The organism is Streptomyces sp. NPDC093568 (genome assembly GCF_044764945.1).
GTDB lineage: Bacteria > Actinomycetota > Actinomycetes > Streptomycetales > Streptomycetaceae > Streptomyces.
Genome location: NZ_JBIWJD010000002.1, coordinates 696,002 through 714,157 on the forward strand (window position 1 = coordinate 696,002; position 18,156 = coordinate 714,157).

Here is an 18,156-nt window from a genome sequence, read left to right on the forward strand (position 1 = left end):
GGACGGCGATCCTGACCCCCGAGTCGGCCGCCCACCGCGGCCACCCCGACACCACCCTCAGCCCCACGGCCGAATGACCGTCACCCCCGCCCCCGGCGCCGACCCCATCACCTTCAGCGCCGCCGGCACCGCGTCCAGCGGAATCGCCGACGTCACCAGCAGATCCGGCCGCAGCACCCCCGAGCGCACGAGCTCCAGCATCGCCGGATAGGTGTGCGCCGCCATGCCGTGGCTGCCCAGCAGTTCGAGCTCCAGGGCGATCGCGCGGGCCATCGGGACCGGGGTGGTGCCGGACTCCGAGGGCAGCAGGCCCACCTGGAGGTGCCGGCCGCGGCGGCGCAGGCCGTTGACCGAGGCGGCGCAGGTGACGGGCGAGCCGAGGGCGTCCAGGGAGAGGTGGGCGCCGCCGCCGGTCAGCTCCCGGATCGCCGCCGCCGGGTCCGGTGTGCTCGACGCGTCCAGGCACTGCGCCGCCCCGAACTTCCGCGCCAGCTCCAGCGCGGCCGGTGAGACGTCCACCGCGACGACCCGCGCGCCCGACGCCGCCGCGATCATCACCGCCGACAGGCCCACCCCGCCACAGCCGTGCACGGCGACCCACTCCCCCGCCGCCACCCGGCCCTGCTGCACGACCGCCCGGAAGGCCGTCGCGAACCGGCAGCCCAGCGAGGCCGCCGTCGCGAAGGACATCTCCTCGGGCACGGCGACGAGGTTGACGTCGGCGTGGTCCAGCGCCACGTACTGGGCGAAGGAGCCCCAGTGGGTGAAGCCGGGCTGGGTCTGACGCTCGCACACCTGCTGGTCGCCCGCCGCGCACGCCCCGCAGCCGCCGCAGGCGCACACGAACGGGACGGTGACCCGGTCGCCGGGCCGCCAGCCGGTCACCCGGTCGCCCACCGCCTCGACCACACCGGCGAGTTCATGGCCGGGCACATGCGGCAGTGTGATGTCCGGGTCGTGTCCCTGCCAGCCGTGCCAGTCGCTGCGGCAGAGGCCGGTGGCCTCGACCCGGACGGTCACTCCGTGGGGGGCGGGGCTGGGATCGGGCACATCACGTACCTCGGCGGCTTCCCCGAACCTCTCGTACACCACAGCCCGCATCCCTGGTCTCCCTTCGGCTCACCCCTCCCACGGGGATCACCGCGAACGCTAGGCGCTCCGCAGGGGGTGCCGCGACAGGCCGTCGGTCGTCAAGGTCAGCCGGGTGTGCCCACCTTGTCCCGCTGCGGGGCCGGCTCGGCTGCGGGGGTCGCCGCCGGCTCTCCCTCGCTCACCCCGAACCGCTCGTGGAACCGCCTCAGCGGGCCCGGTGCCCACCAGGTCGCCCGTCCCGTGAGGCGCATGACCGCCGGGACCAGGAGGCTGCGGACGATCATCGCGTCCATCAGTACCGCCAGGGCAATGCCGAGGCCGAGCATCTTGGTGTTGGTGACCCGGGAGGTGCCTATCGCGACCATCACCACCGCCAGGATCACGGCGGCCGCGGTGATCAGACCACCCGTGCGCTGCAGGCCGTGCCGCACCGCCTGGTCGTGGTCGCCCGTCGCGTCGTACTCCTCCTTGATGCGGGAGAGCAGGAAGACGCCGTAGTCCATGGAGAGTCCGAAGGCGACGCAGAACATCAGCACCGGGAGGGTGGTCTCGATCGAGCCGGGGCTGGTGAAACCGAGCAGGCCGGACAGATGGCCGTCCTGGAAGACCCAGACCACCGCGCCGAACATCGCGGTCAGACTGAGCGCGTTGAGCACGACGGCCTGGACCGGGATCAGCACGCTGCCCGTCAGCAGGAACACCAGCAGCAGGGTGACGATCGTGATGAAGGCGGCCGCCAGGGGCAGGCGCTCGGCTATCGCGTCCTTGGAGTCGACCAGGACCGCCGCCGCGCCCGTCACCTTGGTGTCGAACGGCGCCTTGGTGGCGCGCAGTTCGTCGACCAGGTGCTGGGCCGGGCCGTCCACCGCCTCGCCCTTGGGCAGCACCGTGAAGTAGGCCGACTCGCCCTTCACCAGCGGCCCCTCGACCCGCACCACCTCCGGCAGCGCGGCGATCCGCTCCTTGTAGTCGGCGTACTGCGCCTGCGTCGCCCGGCCCTCGGCGAGCACCTCCAGGCCGCCGCCGGGGCTGCCCGGGAAGCCGTCGCGGATGTGCTGCTGGACGACATGGGACTCGGCGCTCGACGGCAGCTGGCGGTCGTCGGCGGTGCCGAACTTCACGCCCAGGAAGGGCAGCCCGAGCAGGACCAGGACGGCGGTGGTGCCGAGGGCGAAGAAGGGGGCGCGGCGCATGACGAGGTTCGCGGTGCGGGTCCAGGCGCGGCCTTCCCTCGCGCCGGCCGCCTCGGCCGTGTCCTTCGGGCGTCCACGCCGGAACAGGCGCCGCAGGTCCAGGGAGTTGACCCGGTGGCCGAGCAGGATCAGGGCCGCCGGGAGCAGGATCAGCGCGGCCGCCGCTGCCAGCAGCACCACCGCGATGCCGGCGTAGGCGAAGGACCGCAGGAAGTACTGCGGGAAGAGCAGCATCGCCGCGAGGGACACGGCGACCGTGAGGGCGGAGAAGAGGACCGTCCGGCCGGCCGTGCGCAGGGTCGTGCCGACGGCTGCCAGCGGTTCGGAACCGGTGGACAGCTCCTCCCGGAAGCGGCGGACGATGAACAGGGCGTAGTCGATGGCGAGGCCGAGGCCGAGAGCGGTGGTGAGGTTCATCGCGAAGACGGACACGTCGGTGAACTCGGTCAGACCGCGCAGCACGGCGTTGGTGCCGAGGATCGCGACGATGCCGATGCCGAGCGGCAGCAGGGCGGCGACCGCGCTGCCGAAGACCATCACCAGCAGCACCAGGGTGACCGGCAGGGCGATCATCTCGGCGCGGACGAGGTCCTCCTGGATGGTCGTCTGCATCTCGTGCCGCACCGCGACCGGGCCGCCGACGCTCACCTCCACGGGGCCGTGCGCACCCCGGAACTCGGGCGCGAGGCGGTCCAGGGTCTCCCCCATCTCCTTCTCCTCGCCGGTGATCCGGGCGGCGATCAGCGCCTCGTGGCCGTCCTCGGCCCGCAGGGCGGGGGCCGAATCGGCGTCCGCCTGCCAGTAGGAGCCGACGCCCACGACGCCCTTCTCGTCGGCCAGACGTGCGGCGAGCCGCCGGGCCTCGGCCGCGACCGCGGGATCGTCCACCGAGGCGTCGCCCGCGTCCACGAGAAGCAGGAGGTTGGGCTGGGAGGCGGGGAACTCTCGCTCCAGCGCCTTGGTCGCGTACGTCGACTCGGCGTCCGGGTCCTCCCAGCCGCCGCTGCCCAGCCGGTCGGCGACGCCGCTGCCGGCCAGCACGGCGAGCGCGGTGATCACCAGGGCCACGAGCAGGGACAACCGTGGGCGGGCCGTCACGAAGCGGGTCCAGCCACCGATGCGGGGTGGCCTGTTGACTTCGGTCATTGTGCGGTGTCCCCTTCACCCTGATCCATGCCGTGCAAGCGAGGCAGCATGGAGCTGTCACTGCCATAGACTGGCAAACACGAGAGATCGCTCGCGTTTCTCCAGAATGCGAGCGACCACTCGCGTTTGTCAATCACGTTCGGAGAGCTGGGGAAAACTCGTGTCCGCCAACCGGGACAAGGACGACCAGGACGGCCAGGTCCAGCAGGCCAACCAGGCCAACCAGGCCAACCAGGAGAAGGAGCAGCCGCGCCGCCGCCAGGCCCGCGGCGAGCGCCGCATCGCCCAGCTGCTCGAGGCCGCCGCCACCGTCTTCACCACCACCGGCTACACGGCGGCCAGCACGAACGCCATCGCCCGCGAGGCGGGCGTCTCCCCGGGCACGCTGTACCAGTTCTTCCCGAACAAGGAAGCGATCGCGATCGAGCTCGGCGACCGGCTCATGCACGAGCTGCGCGAGATGTACGGCGAGGCGCTCGCCCCGGTCGACGCCGCGACCCCGCTGGAGGAGGCCGTCGGCGCGGCGGTCGACCGGTTCATCGCCTTCAACTGCGCCCATCCGGCGTTCTTCGCGCTGATGCACGGCCCCGACATCCCCGGCCGCATGGCCGAGGAGCACGACGCCCTGCACGCGACCCTGCTGTCCCGGATCGAGGGCCTGCTCTTCTCGTTCCTGCCCGACGCCGACCCGGCCGACCTCGCCCGCACCTCACACATGTGCCTGGGTCTGTACAAGGCGGGCCTGGAGCTGGTCCTCGCCCACGAGGGCAGTGAGCGCGACGCCTACGTGCAGGAGCTGAAGAACGCCCTGATCCGCTACCTCGACCCGATGGTGGGCCACCGGCTCGGCCGTCCGGACGCGACCCGAACCGCGACGTGACCCGGCGTACCGACAGACGTGACGCGGCTGCACCGACAGACGTGACGCGGCTGTACCGACATAAGTGCATGGATCAGCTCCCGGTTCGGGGGGAATCCCCGCGACCCACTGTCCCCCGGCCGGAACACACCCGCATCCCGGAGCGGTAACGCGGTACTCATCCGAACGCCCGTGCTGTACCGACAGCGGCCACCCCTCTTTGAGCAGTACCCCGTAGGGGTATACCGTTGAGGGGAAGGGACCCCATGGGACCCCTCGACCCCACCTGCCTCGACGAGGAGAACCACATGACCGCCCAGACCGACACCCCGGGTTCCGTCACCGCCGTCTACCAGGTGACCGGCATGAGCTGCGGACACTGCGAGGGGGCGGTCTCCGGCGAGCTCTCCGAACTCCCGGGCGTCACCTCGGTGAAGGCCGTCGCCTCGACCGGCGAGGTCACGGTCGTCTCCGCGGCCCCGCTCGACGACGAGGACGTACGCGCGGCCGTCGACGAGGCCGGCTTCGAACTGGCCGGCAAGGCCTGAAACTGGCCATGACGCGCACCACCGAGGAACCGCGGACAGCCGAGCCGCAGGCAGCCTCCGAGACGGTCGCCGTCTCGGAGGTGGAGCTGCTCATCGGCGGGATGACCTGCGCCTCCTGCGCGGCCCGCGTCGAGAAGAAGCTCAACCGCATGGACGGCGTGACCGCCACGGTGAACTACGCGACGGAGAAGGCGAAGGTCAGCTACCCCGCGGGCGTCCAGGTCGCCGACCTGATCGCCACCGTGGAGCGCACGGGGTACACGGCCGAGGAGCCGGCTCCCCCGGAGCAAGCCTCCGAAGAGCTCCCGGCGGACCCCGAACTGACCGGCTACCGCCACCGCTTCACCGTCTCCGCCCTGCTCACCGCGCCCGTCGTCGCGCTGTCCATGATCCCGGCCCTCCAGTTCGACAACTGGCAGTGGCTGGCGCTCACCCTCGCCGCGCCGGTGGTCGTCTGGGGCGGACTGCCCTTCCACTGGGCCGCGTTCACGGGCGCCCGGCACGGCGCGGCCACCATGGACACGCTCATCTCGATGGGCACGCTGGCGGCGTTCGGCTGGTCGCTGTGGGCGCTCTTCTTCGGCGACGCGGGCATGCCCGGCATGCACGACGGCTTCGAGTGGACCGTCTCCCGCACGGACGGCGCCTCGCAGATCTACCTCGAAGTGGCTTCCGGCGTCGTCACCTTCATCCTCCTCGGCCGCTTCCTCGAAGCCCGTTCCAAGCGCCGCGCGGGGGCGGCGCTGCGCGCGCTGATGGAGCTGGGCGCGAAGGACGTCGCCGTACTGCGCGACGGACGCGAGGTGCGCGTCCCCGTCGACCGGCTGGCGGTGGGCGACCGGTTCGTCGTACGGCCCGGGGAGAAGATCGCGACCGACGGCACCGTCGTCGAGGGCGCCTCCGCGGTCGACGCCGCCCTGCTGACCGGCGAGTCGGTGCCGGTGGACGTCACGGTCGGCGACGCGGTCACCGGCGCCACCGTCAACGCGGGCGGGCGGCTCGTCGTGGCGGCGACCCGGGTCGGCGCCGACACCCAGCTCGCGCGAATGGCGCGGCTGGTGGAGGACGCGCAGAACGGCAAGGCCGAGGTGCAGCGGCTCGCCGACCGGATCTCCGCGGTCTTCGTACCGGCGGTCATCGTCCTCGCGGTCGCCACCTTCGGCGCCTGGCTCGGCGTCACCGACGACACCGTCGCCGCCTTCACCGCGGCCGTCGCGGTCCTGATCATCGCCTGCCCGTGCGCCCTGGGCCTGGCCACGCCCACGGCCCTCATGGTCGGCACGGGCCGCGGCGCCCAGCTCGGCATCCTGATCAAGGGCCCCGAGGTGCTGGAGTCCACGCGCCGGGTCGACACCGTCGTCCTGGACAAGACGGCACGGTCACCACCGGCCGGATGACCCTCCAGGAGGTCTACGCCGCCGAGGGTGCCGACGCAGAGCAGGTGCTGCGGCTCGCGGGCGCCGTGGAGCACGCCTCCGAGCATCCCGTCGGCCGGGCGGTCGCCGCCGGCGCCGAAGACAGGCTCGGGCGGCTGCCCGAGGTCGAGGGGTTCGAGAACGTCCCCGGGCGGGGCGTACGCGGACGCGTGGAGGGCCATGACGTGGCCGTGGGGCGCCTTTTCGACGCCCTGCCCACCGAGCTGACCCGCGCCCGCGAAGAGGCCGGGACAGCCGGTCGTACGGCCGTCGTGGTCGGGTGGGACGGTGTGGCGCGCGGGGTGGTCGCCGTCGCGGACGCGGTGAAGGAGACCAGCGCCGAGGCGGTGCGCGAGCTGCGTGCGCTGGGGCTCACTCCGGTGCTGCTGACGGGGGACAACCGACGGGTCGCCGAGGCGGTGGCGGCCGCGGTCGGCATCGATCAGGTGATCGCGGAGGTCCTGCCCGAGGACAAGGTCGAGGCGGTACGGCGGCTGCGGGCCGAGGGGCGGTGCGTGGCCATGGTGGGCGACGGCGTCAACGACGCGGCCGCGCTCGCCACCGCCGATCTGGGTCTCGCCATGGGCACGGGGACGGACGCGGCGATCGAGGCGAGCGATCTGACCCTGGTGCGCGGCGATCTGCGGGTGGCGGCGGACGCCATCCGGCTGTCCCGGCGGACGCTGGCCACGATCAAGGGCAACCTCGTGTGGGCCTTCGGATACAACGTCGCGGCGTTGCCGCTGGCCGCCGCGGGGTTGCTGAACCCGATGATCGCGGGCGCCGCGATGGCCTTCTCCTCGGTGTTCGTGGTGTCGAACAGTCTGCGGCTGCGGACGTTCCGGTGAATTCGTAGTAAGAACCCCGCAGGACCCCTCTGGAGTCCGACGCCCGGCTCACATAAGCTCTTCACAAGGCTCGCGCATCATCCTTACGCTTGGGCCCCGATCGCCATATCGGGCCTCTTGCGCATCTAACGGACATATGCAAGAGACGCAGATCACAGTGATGTGAACGTAACCATCGAAGGGGTTCGAAGGTCTAAGTTGACGATGTCAGAGAGCGTCTTGGGGGGCGCCGACTGGCATCTGGGGATGTCTTGGGGGACTTCCTCAGAGTTGCGTTGCCGGGGCACGTACGTCGGGAAGCTTTGAGCGGCCCTCCCGCCCGTGCGCTGTCCCGGCAGATCGCACACAACCAGTAGTACGACGAGTCTCGCTCGTTCTGCTCAATCAGCAACACCGGAAGACAGCGAATTCAGGCGCTGGTCTCTCAGACGCCCGGCCGGATCCCGTGGGGGGAATCCGCACCGGGACATGGGAAGGCGCCCTGGACGTCGGCCCGTGGGGGGACCGCCGCCAGGGCGCCTTTCTTCATGTTCACCCGCGTCAGGGGGCCGCAGGCCTCCCTGCCAGGGGCGCGGGGAACTGCGCGACCAGCCACGACAAACCCGCAGCCGACCCACAACCCCCGGCGCACCCCAGCGGAGCGCCTAGCGCTGCTCGACCGGAACGAAGTCGCGCTCCACCACACCCGTGTAGATCTGGCGCGGGCGGCCGATGCGGGACCCCGGCTCCTTGATCATCTCGTGCCACTGGGCGATCCAGCCCGGCAGCCGGCCGAGGGCGAACAGGACCGTGAACATCTCGGTCGGGAAGCCCATGGCCCGGTAGATCAGACCGGTGTAGAAGTCGACGTTCGGGTAGAGGCTGCGCGAGACGAAGTAGTCGTCGGAGAGCGCGTGCTCCTCCAGCTTCAGCGCGATGTCCAGCAGCTCGTCGGACTTGCCGAGGGCGGACAGGACGTCGTGCGCGGCGGCCTTGATGATCTTGGCGCGCGGGTCGAAGTTCTTGTAGACCCGGTGGCCGAAGCCCATCAGGCGGACGCCGTCCTCCTTGTTCTTCACCTTGCGGATGAAGGAGTCGACATCGCCGCCGGAGGCCTGGATACCCTCCAGCATCTCCAGGACGGACTGGTTGGCGCCGCCGTGCAGCGGGCCCCAGAGCGCGGAGATACCGGCGGAGATCGACGCGAACATGTTCGCCTGCGACGAGCCGACCAGACGGACCGTCGACGTCGAACAGTTCTGCTCGTGGTCCGCGTGCAGGATCAGCAGCTTGTCGAGGGCGGCCACGACGACCGGGTCGAGCTCGAACTCCTGCGCCGGCACGGAGAAGGTCATCCGCAGGAAGTTCTCGACGTAGCCGAGGTCGTTGCGCGGGTAGACGAACGGGTGACCGATCGACTTCTTGTACGCGTACGCCGCGATCGTCGGGAGCTTCGCGAGCAGGCGGATCGTCGAGAGGTTGCGCTGCGTCTCGTCGAACGGGTTGTGGCTGTCCTGGTAGAAGGTGGACAGCGCCGAGACGACCGACGACAGCATGGCCATCGGGTGGGCGTCGCGCGGGAAGCCCTTGTAGAAGTTCTTGACGTCCTCGTGCAGCAGGGTGTGCTGCGTGATGTCGTTCTTGAAGACCGAGAGCTCGTCGACGGTCGGCAGCTCACCGTTGATCAGCAGGTAGGCCACCTCCAGGAAGGTGGAGCGCTCGGCCAGCTGCTCGATCGGGTAACCGCGGTAGCGGAGGATGCCCGCCTCGCCGTCGAGGTAGGTGATGGCCGATTTGTACGCGGCGGTGTTGCCGTAGCCGCTGTCCAGCGTCACCAGACCGGTCTGGGCCCGGAGTTTGCCGATGTCGAAGCCCTTGTCGCCGACGGTGCTGTCAATCACCGGGTAGGTGTACTCGCCGTCGCCGTACCGCAGTACTACAGAGTTGTCGCTCACGTCTTCCCTCACCGACGTTGTGCCTCATCTTCGAGGTTGCCCTGACTGTCTCTACCCTCCCCCATTCGGCTCAGGAGAGTGCACTCGGGGTCGACCATTGGGCCTATCGGCGGCACTGAGTGCCGCCAACCTGTCATCCTGCACCCTGCTTTCCCCGTCGGGAAGTGCTCTGTGACCTTCGCGACTCGTTTGATCGATCATTTTTTTCGTTGCCTCACGAAACGGCAGGTCAGAAGGGGGTCCGGCCGGAGGCCGGAAACAGGGTCAGGAACCCGCGAGCCGGTGGTCGAGCGCCGTGCAGCGCCGCCCGGCCGAGACCGTGCGCACCGCCTGGCCGATCGCCTTGCGCGAACCCACGAGGACGACCAGCTGCTTGGCGCGGGTCACCGCCGTGTACAGCAGATTCCGCTGGAGCATCATCCATGCTCCCGTGGTGACGGGGATCACCACCGCGGGATATTCACTTCCCTGTGAACGGTGGATCGTCACCGCGTACGCGTGCGCCAGTTCGTCCAGTTCGTCGAATTCGTAAGGCACCTCCTCGTCCTCGTCCGTCAGTACCGTCAGCCGCTGGTCGACCGGATCGAGTGAGGTGACCACGCCCACGGTGCCGTTGAAGACGCCGTTCTCCCCCTTCTCGTAATTGTTGCGAATCTGGGTGACCTTGTCGCCGACGCGGAAGACCCGGCCGCCGAAGCGCTTCTCCGCGAGATCGGGGCGTGCCGGGGTGATGGCCTGCTGGAGCAGGCCGTTCAGCGTGCCCGCCCCGGCCGGTCCGCGGTGCATCGGGGCCAGCACCTGGATGTCCCGGCGCGGGTCGAGCCCGAACTTGGCCGGAATCCGGCGGGCCGCCACGTCCACCGTGAGCCTCCCGGCCTCCTCCGTGTCGTCCTCCACGAAGAGGAAGAAGTCCCTCATGCCGTCGGTGACGGGGTGCTGCCCGGCGTTGATCCGGTGCGCGTTGGTCACCACACCGGACTGCTGGGCCTGACGGAACACGCGCGTGAGGCGCACGGCCGGGATGGGGCTGCCGTCGGCGAGCAGGTCCCTGAGGACCTCGCCCGCCCCGACGCTGGGCAGCTGGTCGACATCCCCCACGAAGAGCAGATGGGCACCCGGCGGTACGGCCTTGACCAGCTTGTTGGCCAGCAGCAGGTCCAGCATGGACGCCTCGTCGACCACCACCAGGTCGGCCTGGAGCGGCCGGTCCTTGTCGTAGGCCGCGTCGCCGCCGGGCTTGAGCTCCAGGAGGCGGTGGACGGTGGAGGCCTCGGCGCCGGTCAGCTCGGCGAGGCGCTTGGCGGCGCGGCCGGTGGGGGCGGCGAGGACGACCCTGGCCTTCTTCGCGCGGGCCAGCTCCACGATCGAGCGCACGGTGAAGGACTTGCCGCAGCCGGGGCCGCCGGTGAGGACGGCGACCTTCTTCGTCAACGCCAGCTTGACGGCGGCCTCCTGCTCGGGGGCGAGGTCGGTGCCCGTGCGGCCCTTCAGCCAGCCGAGTGCCTTCTCCCAGGCCACGTCACGGAAGCCCGGCATCCGGTCCTCGTCGGTGCGCAGGAGGCGCAACAGCTGGGCGGACAGGGAGAGTTCGGCTCGGTGGAAGGGGACGAGGTAGACGGCCGTGACGGGCTCGGAGTCGCCGTCGGGACCTGGCACCTTCTCCCGTACGACACCGGGGTCCCCGCCGTCCTCCGGGGTCCGGGCCAGCTCCGCGAGGCACTCGATGACGAGCCCCGTGTCGACCTGGAGGAGCTTGACCGCGTCCGCGATCAGCCGCTCCTCGGGGAGATAGCAGTTGCCCTGGTCGGTGGCCTGCGACAGGGCGTACTGCAGCCCCGCCTTGACGCGCTCCGGGCTGTCGTGCGGAATGCCCACGCTCTGGGCGATCTTGTCGGCGGTGAGGAAGCCGATGCCCCACACGTCGGACGCGAGGCGGTACGGCTGGTTCTTCACGACCGAGATGGAGGCGTCGCCGTACTTCTTGTAGATGCGCACGGCGATGGAGGTGGACACCTCGACGGTCTGGAGGAAGAGCATGACCTCCTTGATCGCCTTCTGTTCCTCCCAGGCGTCGGCGATCTTCTTCGTGCGCTTGGGGCCGAGGCCGGGGACCTCGATGAGCCGCTTGGGCTCCTCCTCGATGATCTTCAGCGTGTCCATGCCGAAGTGCTGGGTGATCCGGTCGGCGAACACCGGGCCGATTCCCTTGACGAGGCCGGAGCCCAGATAGCGGCGGATGCCCTGGACGGTGGCCGGCAGGACGGTCGTGAAGTTCTCACAGGTGAACTGCTTGCCGTACTGGGGGTGCGATCCCCAACGCCCCTCCATCCGCAGGGACTCACCGACCTGGGCGCCGAGCAGCGCGCCGACGACCGTGAGCAGATCGCCGCCGCCTCTGCCGGTGTCGACCCGGGCGACCGTGTAGCCGGTCTCCTCGTTGGCGTACGTGATCCGCTCCAGGACGCCTTCGAGCACGGCCAGTCGCCGCTCACCGGTGGAAGCCCCCGCCTGATTGGACATGATCCGACGCTACCGGTCGGGTCGGACAACGCGGGGGCCCGTGGACGAAGCGGGCCGTCAGGCCGACTGCGACTCCACATGATCGAGGACCGCCTGGAACTCCGCGGTCGGCGAGAACTCCACGAACTCACAGTCCTCAAGGGCGACGGGGACATGGCCGGGACCCCAGTAGTACGCCTGGCCCGCCTCGTAGTACTCCTCGCCCTCGGGCGTCAGCATCCGCAGCCGGCCCTTCAGCAGGTAGCCCCAGTGCGGGCAGGGGCAGGCGTCTCCCGCCAGGCCCTTGAGGGCGGGCCCCATGTCCGTGCCCTCCGGCAGGCTGACGTAGCCGACGGACATACCGCCGCCGATGGGCTGGGTGCGCACCTCCACGCCGTCGCCGCCGAGGGTGACGGGTACGTCGTCGTGAGTCGCTGCCGTCATGGCTCCTCCGCTCCGGACCTTGCCTGAAGAGACGGCCCCATCGTCCTTTCAGTGTGGACCGGCCCGGAGCGCCCCGCGACATGCACGAGGAGGCGGGGGCAGCGATGGCGCGTGCCCAGGTCGTGTCCGCGAAGTCCCGTCGTCCGCCCGCAGGGCGGGCTCCGCGGCGTGCCAGGCGTCGCGGGAGCAGGCGGGACTTCGCGGACACGGCCTAGGACTGAAGGATTCCGTCGACGCCCTGCAGGAAGGTCTCGCAGACCAGTTCGGGGTCGAAGAGACAGCCGGCCGCCATGGCGCCGTCCCGGAGCATGACGAGGTGGCGGCCGGCCGCGTCGGCGGGCTCGTGGCCGGCCCGGGCCAGCAGTTCCGTGACGGTGTCGAGGAACCACTGCCGGTGGGCCAGCACGGCCTGATGGATCGGGTGGGCCGGGTCGGGGTATTCGGCCACCGCGTTGAGGAAGGCGCAGCCGCGGAAGCCCTGGGACCGGATGCCGTCGGCGATGGACCGGGCGACGGCCCTGACCTTGCCGTCCGCCGACTCCTCGGCCGCCTGAGCCGCCTCGGTCTGCGCCCGGATTCCCTTGTCGGCCAAGTCGAGGTAGGCGAGGACGAGTTCGTCCTTGCCCGTGAAGTGCCGGTAGAGCGTCGCCCGGGTGACCTGCGCCTCCGCGACGATGCGGTCGACACCGACGGAGTGGATCCCCTCGGCGTAGAAGATCCTCGTCGCCGTGCCGAGCAGCCTCGCCCGCGCTTCGGATGTGCTGCCGCCCGCCGTGCTCCGGCTCGCTGTGCCCCGACTCATGGACCCGAGGCTACCAAAGCAATGAGGGAGAACGTTCGGTCTTGACAGTGGCCGCGGAAGCCCCCTTTGATGAAGGCAAGAGACCGAACGTTCTCCCTCATGCCTCGGAAAGGCCTCCCATGGACACCCTCGTCGACGCGTCTGCCGGCACCGGCGTCACCGCAGCCCTGCGCAAGCTGTACTTCCTGCGCTTCGCGTTCGCCGCCGTCTGGGCGGGCCTGCTGTTCGCCACCGCCGACACCCTGACCCCGCTGAGCGGGGCACTCCTGGTGATCTACCCCCTGTTCGACGTGGCGTGTGCCGTCGTCGACGTCCGGTCCGCCAAGGCGAGCGACGGCCCGGTGCGCCACCTGTACCTGAACATCGCACTCAGCACCCTCACCGGCATCGGCCTCGCAGTCGCCGCCACCTCCGGCATCCCGGCGGTGCTGCGCGTCTGGGGCGTCTGGGCCGTCACCGCCGGCGTCGTCCAGCTCCTCGTCGGCGCCGCCCGACGCCGGCTGGGAGGACAGTGGGCGATGATCGTCAGTGGCGCGATCTCCACGCTCGCCGGCGCCTCCTTCTTCGCGCAGGCGGGCAAGGACGACGCCTCCCTGGGCTCCCTCGCCGGTTACGCCTTCCTCGGCGGGATCTTCTTCCTCGCCTCCGCCCTGCGTCTCGGGCGGGCCGGCAAGCAGGCATGACCCGAAGGGTGGCCCGGGGCCGACCCGGGCCACCCGGCTGGTCACGATTCAATTTCGGCCACCCGTCACCCCCTTGCCCCGCCGCGTGTAATCGATTCCAATCCTTCGAGCAGATCGATGTAATCGATTCCACGAGTTCCACGAGGAGGTGGAGCGGCGATGGCGAGCATCAAGGACGTCGCTGCCGAGGCGGGGGTTTCCGTCGCCACGGTGTCGCGGGTCCTGAACGACCATCCGTCGGTCAGTGCCGAGGCACGCGCACGTGTGCTGGCCGCCGTCCAGAGCCTGGGCTACCGCCCGAACGCCGTCGCCCGCTCCCTGCGCACCGACCAGACCCACACCCTCGGCCTGGTCATCAGCGACGTGATGAACCCCTACTTCACCGAACTGGCCCGCTCCGTCGAGGAGGAGGCCCGCGCGCTCGGCTACAGCGTCATCATCGGCAACGCCGACGAGCGGCCCGATCTGCAGGACCACCACGTACGGAACCTGCTGGACCGCCGTATCGACGGACTCCTCGTCTCCCCCACCGACGGCGGCTCGCCGCTGATGCTGGACGCCGTGCGCGCCGGGACGCCGATGGTCTTCGTGGACCGGTGGATCCCGGGCGTGGACGTGCCGGTGGTGCGGGCGGACGGGCAGACCGCCGTACGGGATCTCGTGGCGCATCTGCACGGGCTCGGGCACCGGCGGCTCGCGATCATCGCGGGGCCGGCGGCGACCACCACCGGGCGTGAGCGTGTCGAGGCCTTCCGGGAGGCGCTCGCCGCGTACGGCCTCGAACTCCCGGACGCCTACACAGGGCAGGGCGACTTCCAGGTCGACAGCGGGCGGCGGGTCACCGAGGGCTTCCTCGACCTGCCCGAGCCGCCCGAGGTCGTCTTCGCGGCCGACAACCTGATGGCGCTCGGCGCGCTGGACGCCGTACGCGCGCGTGGGCTGCGCGTGCCCGACGACATCGGGCTGGCCGCGTTCGACGACATCCGGTGGTTCGTGCACACCGATCCGCCGATCACCGCGATCGCCCAGCCGACGGGCGAGCTGGGCCGGGCCGCCGTACGGGCCCTGGTGGACCGCATCGAGGGACGCCCCGGCGCGTCCGTCACCCTGCCCGCCCGCCTCGTCGTACGCCGCTCGTGCGGCGAGAACCCCAACCCCCCGCAGTCCCCCACCCCAGTGCAAAGGAGCACTTCGTGAGCAACCGGGACGAGTTGCTGCGCATCGAGGGCATAAGGAAGACCTTCCCGGGCGTGGTCGCGCTGGACGGCGTCGACTTCGATCTGCGCCGGGGCGAGGTCCATGTGCTGCTCGGCGAGAACGGCGCGGGCAAGAGCACCCTCATCAAGATGCTCTCCGGCGCCTACACGCCCGACGCCGGGCGGATCCTGGTCGGCGGCGAGGAGGTGCGCATCCACGGTGCGCAGGACTCCGAACGGCTCGGGATCGCCACCATCTACCAGGAGTTCAACCTCGTACCCGATCTCACGGTCGCCGAGAACATCTTCCTGGGCCGCCAGCCGCGCCGCTTCGGGATGATCGACCGCAAGCGTATGGAGGCCGACGCCGAGGTCCTGCTGAAGCGGGTCGGCGTGCACGTGTCGCCACGCGCGCGTGTGCGTGAACTCGGCATCGCGCGCCTGCAGATGGTCGAGATCGCCAAGGCGCTCAGTCTGGACGCGCGCGTGCTGATCATGGACGAGCCGACCGCCGTGCTCACCTCCGAGGAGGTCGACAAGCTCTTCGCGATCGTGCGCACGCTGCGCGAGGACGGGGTGGGGGTCGTCTTCATCACCCACCACCTGGAGGAGATCGCCGCCCTCGGTGACCGGGTCACGGTCATCCGCGACGGCCGCTCCGTCGGCCGGGTTCCCGCCTCCACCCCCGAGGACGAGCTCGTACGGCTGATGGTGGGCCGCTCGATCGAGCAGCAGTACCCGCGGGAGCGCGGCGAGAGCGGAGAGGCTCTCCTGAAGGTCGAGGGGCTCACCCGCGACGGCGTCTTCCACGACGTCAGCTTCGAGGTGCGCGCCGGTGAGGTCGTCGGCATCGCGGGGCTGGTCGGCGCGGGCCGGACCGAGGTGGTGCGCGCCGTGTTCGGTGCGGACCCGTACGACAAGGGGGCCGTGAAGGTCGCCGGGACGGCCCTCAAGGGGCATGACGTGGGCGCCGCCATGGCGGCCGGCATCGGGCTGATCCCCGAGGACCGCAAGGGCCAGGGGCTGGTGCTCGACCAGTCGGTCGAGGAGAACCTCGGCCTGGTGACCATGCGCGCCGCCACGCGCGCGGGGCTCGTCGACCTCAGGGGCCGGCGGGCGGCAGCCGAGCGGATCGCCGGGCAGTTGGGCGTGCGGATGGCCGGGCTCGGCCAGCATGTGCGCACCCTCTCCGGCGGCAACCAGCAGAAGGTCGTCATCGGCAAGTGGCTGCTGGCGAGCACCAAGGTGCTGATCCTCGACGAGCCGACCCGCGGCATCGACGTCGGCGCCAAGGTCGAGATCTACCAGCTCATCAACGAACTGACCGCGGCCGGAGCCGCCGTACTCATGATCTCCAGCGATCTTCCCGAGGTGCTCGGCATGAGCGACCGGGTGCTGGTGATGGCCCAGGGCCGGATCGCCGGCGAACTCGCCGCCGACGAGGCCACCCAGGACTCCGTGATGGCACTCGCCGTCAGCACTCCCCCGACCGTCCCCGCGAACGACAAGGAGGCCGCTCGTGGCCACTGACACGCTCAAGAGCACAACGGGCGCCGGTGGCGCCACCGGCGGACTGCGCCGGCTGCTCCTCGACAACGGCGCGCTCACCGCGCTGATCGTCCTCGTCGTCGCCATGTCGGCGCTGTCCGGCGACTTCCTGACCACCGACAACCTGCTGAACGTCGGCGTCCAGGCGGCCGTGACCGCCATCCTCGCCTTCGGCGTGACCTTCGTGATCGTCTCGGCGGGCATCGACCTGTCGGTCGGCTCGGTGGCGGCCCTGTCGGCCACCGTCCTCGCCTGGAGCGCGACCTCGCACGGGGTGCCGGTCGGCATAGCGGTGCTGCTGGCCGTCGCGACAGGCATCGCGGCCGGACTGGTCAACGGCTTCCTCGTCTCCTACGGCAAACTCCCGCCGTTCATCGCGACGCTCGCGATGCTGTCGGTGGCCCGCGGTCTGTCGCTGGTGATCTCCGAGGGTTCCCCGATCGCCTTCCCCGACTCCGTCTCGCACCTCGGCGACACGCTCGGCGGCTGGCTGCCGGTGCCGGTCCTCGTGATGATCGTGATGGGTCTGATCGCCGCGTTCGTGCTCGGCCGGACCTACATCGGCCGCTCGATGTACGCGATCGGCGGCAACGAGGAGGCCGCGCGCCTTTCCGGCCTGCGGGTGAAGAAGCAGAAGCTCGCCATCTACGCCCTGTCCGGCGTGTTCGCCGCCGTCGCGGGCATCGTGCTGGCCTCGCGGCTGTCCTCCGCGCAGCCCCAGGCGGCCGACGGCTACGAGCTGGACGCGATCGCCGCGGTCGTCATCGGCGGCGCCTCCCTCGCGGGCGGCACCGGCAAGGCGTCCGGCACGCTCATCGGCGCGCTGATCCTGGCGGTGCTGCGCAACGGCCTGAACCTGCTGGACGTGTCCGCCTTCTGGCAGCAGGTCGTCATCGGCGTCGTGATCGCGCTGGCGGTGCTGTTCGACACGCTGCGCCGCAAGGCGGGCGCGACGCCGGTGGCCGCGGGCACGGGCGCGGGCGGCGGCAAGGGCAAGCAGGCGGGGACGTACGCGCTCGCGGCGGTCGTCACCGTGGCGATCGTGGGCGCGACCTCCTTCCTGCACAACGGCTCCTCCGCGTCGGCCGACCGGAAGGTGGGCCTGTCGCTGTCGACCCTCAACAACCCCTTCTTCGTGCAGATCCGGGCGGGCGCCGAGGCCGAGGCGGAGAAGCGGGGCGTGGACCTGACCGTCACGGACGCGCAGAACGACGCCTCGCAGCAGGCCAACCAGCTGCAGAACTTCACCAGTTCCGGCGTCGGCGCGATCATCGTCAACCCGGTCGACTCGGACGCGGCGAGCAACTCCGTGAACGCCGCCGACAAGGCGGACATCCCGGTGATCGCCGTCGACCGCGGCGTCAACAACGCGAAGACGGCCGCCCTGGTCGCCTCCGACAACGTGGCCGGCGGTGAGCGCGCCGCCAAGTCGATCGCCGAGAAGCTCGGCGGCAAGGGCAAGATCGTGATCCTCCAGGGCCAGGCCGGCACCTCCGCCGCCCGCGAGCGCGCCCAGGGCTTCGCCAGCGGCCTCAAGGCCTTCCCCGGCATCCAGGTCGTCGCCCAGCAGCCCGCCGACTTCGACCGCACCAAGGGCCTCGACGTGATGTCGAACCTGCTCCAGGCGCACCCGGACGTCCAGGGCGTCATCGCCGCCAACGACGAGATGGCGCTCGGCGCGATCAAGGCGCTGGGCTCCAAGGCCGGCAAGTCGGTCTCGGTGGTCGGCTTCGACGGCACGCCGGACGGTCTGAAGGCCGTCGAGGGCGGCTCGCTGTACGCCTCCGTCGCCCAGCAGCCGACCCAGCTCGGCCGGATCGCCGTGGACAACGCCCTGAAGGCGCTCGACGGCGAGAAGGTCCAGCAGACGGTGAAGGTGCCGGTGAAGGTGGTCACGAAGGAGAACGTGGCGGGCTTCAGCGGCTGAGATCCGCTGGGATACGCCGACA

General features: G+C 70.7%; 12 protein-coding genes and 1 pseudogene. 7 read left to right on the forward strand and 6 right to left on the reverse strand.

The window, feature by feature from the left end; all coding sequences use genetic code 11:
* Positions 1–57 precede the first annotated feature (57 nt).
* The gene (locus tag ACIRD7_RS12605; RefSeq protein WP_403452773.1) at positions 58–1,101 is read right to left on the reverse strand and encodes a zinc-dependent alcohol dehydrogenase family protein; all 1,044 of its coding nucleotides are present in this window, start codon (positions 1,099–1,101) and stop codon (positions 58–60) included.
* A gap of 95 nt (positions 1,102–1,196) precedes the next feature.
* Positions 1,197–3,431 carry an MMPL family transporter gene (locus ACIRD7_RS12610; protein ID WP_403452774.1) on the reverse strand — a complete coding sequence of 745 codons (2,235 nt, stop codon included), beginning with the start codon at positions 3,429–3,431 and terminating at the stop codon, positions 1,197–1,199.
* Positions 3,432–3,591: 160 nt separating this feature from the next.
* On the opposite strand from ACIRD7_RS12610, the gene ACIRD7_RS12615 reads away from it, so the two are divergent.
* The 3 genes and pseudogenes from ACIRD7_RS12615 to ACIRD7_RS12625 all read left to right on the forward strand — a co-directional run bounded on the left by ACIRD7_RS12615 (position 3,592) and on the right by ACIRD7_RS12625 (position 7,101).
* Complete coding sequence (locus ACIRD7_RS12615; protein ID WP_403452775.1) at positions 3,592–4,311, forward strand: TetR/AcrR family transcriptional regulator; 720 nt, start codon at positions 3,592–3,594, stop codon at positions 4,309–4,311.
* A 287-nt stretch (positions 4,312–4,598) separates the two neighbouring features.
* Positions 4,599–4,838: a heavy-metal-associated domain-containing protein gene (locus ACIRD7_RS12620; protein WP_403453076.1), complete on the forward strand. Its 240-nt coding sequence runs from the start codon at positions 4,599–4,601 to the stop codon at positions 4,836–4,838.
* A gap of 8 nt (positions 4,839–4,846) precedes the next feature.
* Positions 4,847–7,101: pseudogene (locus ACIRD7_RS12625) on the forward strand (heavy metal translocating P-type ATPase).
* Between the two features lie 644 nt (positions 7,102–7,745).
* On the opposite strand, the gene ACIRD7_RS12630 reads toward ACIRD7_RS12625, so the two are convergent.
* The 4 genes from ACIRD7_RS12630 to ACIRD7_RS12645 form a co-directional block, all read right to left on the reverse strand.
* Positions 7,746–9,035: a citrate synthase gene (locus ACIRD7_RS12630; protein ID WP_403452776.1), complete on the reverse strand. Its 1,290-nt coding sequence runs from the start codon at positions 9,033–9,035 to the stop codon at positions 7,746–7,748.
* Positions 9,036–9,299: 264 nt separating this feature from the next.
* A complete protein-coding gene (locus ACIRD7_RS12635; protein ID WP_403452777.1) occupies positions 9,300–11,555 on the reverse strand; it encodes an ATP-dependent RecD-like DNA helicase in 2,256 nt (751 codons plus the stop codon).
* 57 nt (positions 11,556–11,612) lie between these two features.
* Positions 11,613–11,978, reverse strand: coding sequence for a hypothetical protein (locus tag ACIRD7_RS12640; protein WP_403452778.1), 366 nt, complete (start codon positions 11,976–11,978; stop codon positions 11,613–11,615).
* Positions 11,979–12,189: 211 nt separating this feature from the next.
* A complete protein-coding gene (locus tag ACIRD7_RS12645; RefSeq protein ID WP_403452779.1) occupies positions 12,190–12,780 on the reverse strand; it encodes a TetR/AcrR family transcriptional regulator in 591 nt (196 codons plus the stop codon).
* A gap of 119 nt (positions 12,781–12,899) precedes the next feature.
* Between ACIRD7_RS12645 and ACIRD7_RS12650 the strand changes: the two genes are divergently transcribed.
* The 4 genes from ACIRD7_RS12650 to ACIRD7_RS12665 all read left to right on the forward strand — a co-directional run bounded on the left by ACIRD7_RS12650 (position 12,900) and on the right by ACIRD7_RS12665 (position 18,134).
* Positions 12,900–13,463 carry a hypothetical protein gene (locus tag ACIRD7_RS12650; protein ID WP_403452780.1) on the forward strand — a complete coding sequence of 188 codons (564 nt, stop codon included), beginning with the start codon at positions 12,900–12,902 and terminating at the stop codon, positions 13,461–13,463.
* Positions 13,464–13,622: 159 nt separating this feature from the next.
* Positions 13,623–14,660, forward strand: a complete 1,038-nt coding sequence (locus ACIRD7_RS12655; RefSeq protein ID WP_403452781.1) for a LacI family DNA-binding transcriptional regulator — start codon at positions 13,623–13,625, stop codon at positions 14,658–14,660.
* Positions 14,657–16,189, forward strand: a complete 1,533-nt coding sequence (locus ACIRD7_RS12660; protein ID WP_403452782.1) for a sugar ABC transporter ATP-binding protein — start codon at positions 14,657–14,659, stop codon at positions 16,187–16,189. The genes ACIRD7_RS12655 and ACIRD7_RS12660 overlap by 4 nt, the downstream gene beginning before the upstream one ends.
* The gene (locus tag ACIRD7_RS12665; protein WP_403452783.1) at positions 16,179–18,134 is read left to right on the forward strand and encodes a substrate-binding domain-containing protein; all 1,956 of its coding nucleotides are present in this window, start codon (positions 16,179–16,181) and stop codon (positions 18,132–18,134) included. The genes ACIRD7_RS12660 and ACIRD7_RS12665 overlap by 11 nt, the downstream gene beginning before the upstream one ends.
* Positions 18,135–18,156: the final 22 nt, after the last annotated feature.

Excerpts from the sequence above, each read along its gene's own strand:
- ACIRD7_RS12605 (WP_403452773.1), bottom strand. The coding sequence starts at position 1,101 with ATGCGGGCTGTGGTGTACGAGAGGTTCGGGGAAGCCGCCGAGGTACGT.
- ACIRD7_RS12635 (WP_403452777.1), bottom strand. The coding sequence starts at position 11,555 with ATGTCCAATCAGGCGGGGGCTTCCACCGGTGAGCGGCGACTGGCCGTG.
- ACIRD7_RS12610 (WP_403452774.1), bottom strand. The coding sequence starts at position 3,431 with ATGACCGAAGTCAACAGGCCACCCCGCATCGGTGGCTGGACCCGCTTC.
- ACIRD7_RS12620 (WP_403453076.1), top strand. The coding sequence starts at position 4,599 with ATGACCGCCCAGACCGACACCCCGGGTTCCGTCACCGCCGTCTACCAG.
- ACIRD7_RS12645 (WP_403452779.1), bottom strand. The coding sequence starts at position 12,780 with ATGAGTCGGGGCACAGCGAGCCGGAGCACGGCGGGCGGCAGCACATCC.
- ACIRD7_RS12655 (WP_403452781.1), top strand. The coding sequence starts at position 13,623 with ATGGCGAGCATCAAGGACGTCGCTGCCGAGGCGGGGGTTTCCGTCGCC.
- ACIRD7_RS12650 (WP_403452780.1), top strand. The coding sequence starts at position 12,900 with ATGGACACCCTCGTCGACGCGTCTGCCGGCACCGGCGTCACCGCAGCC.
- ACIRD7_RS12640 (WP_403452778.1), bottom strand. The coding sequence starts at position 11,978 with ATGACGGCAGCGACTCACGACGACGTACCCGTCACCCTCGGCGGCGAC.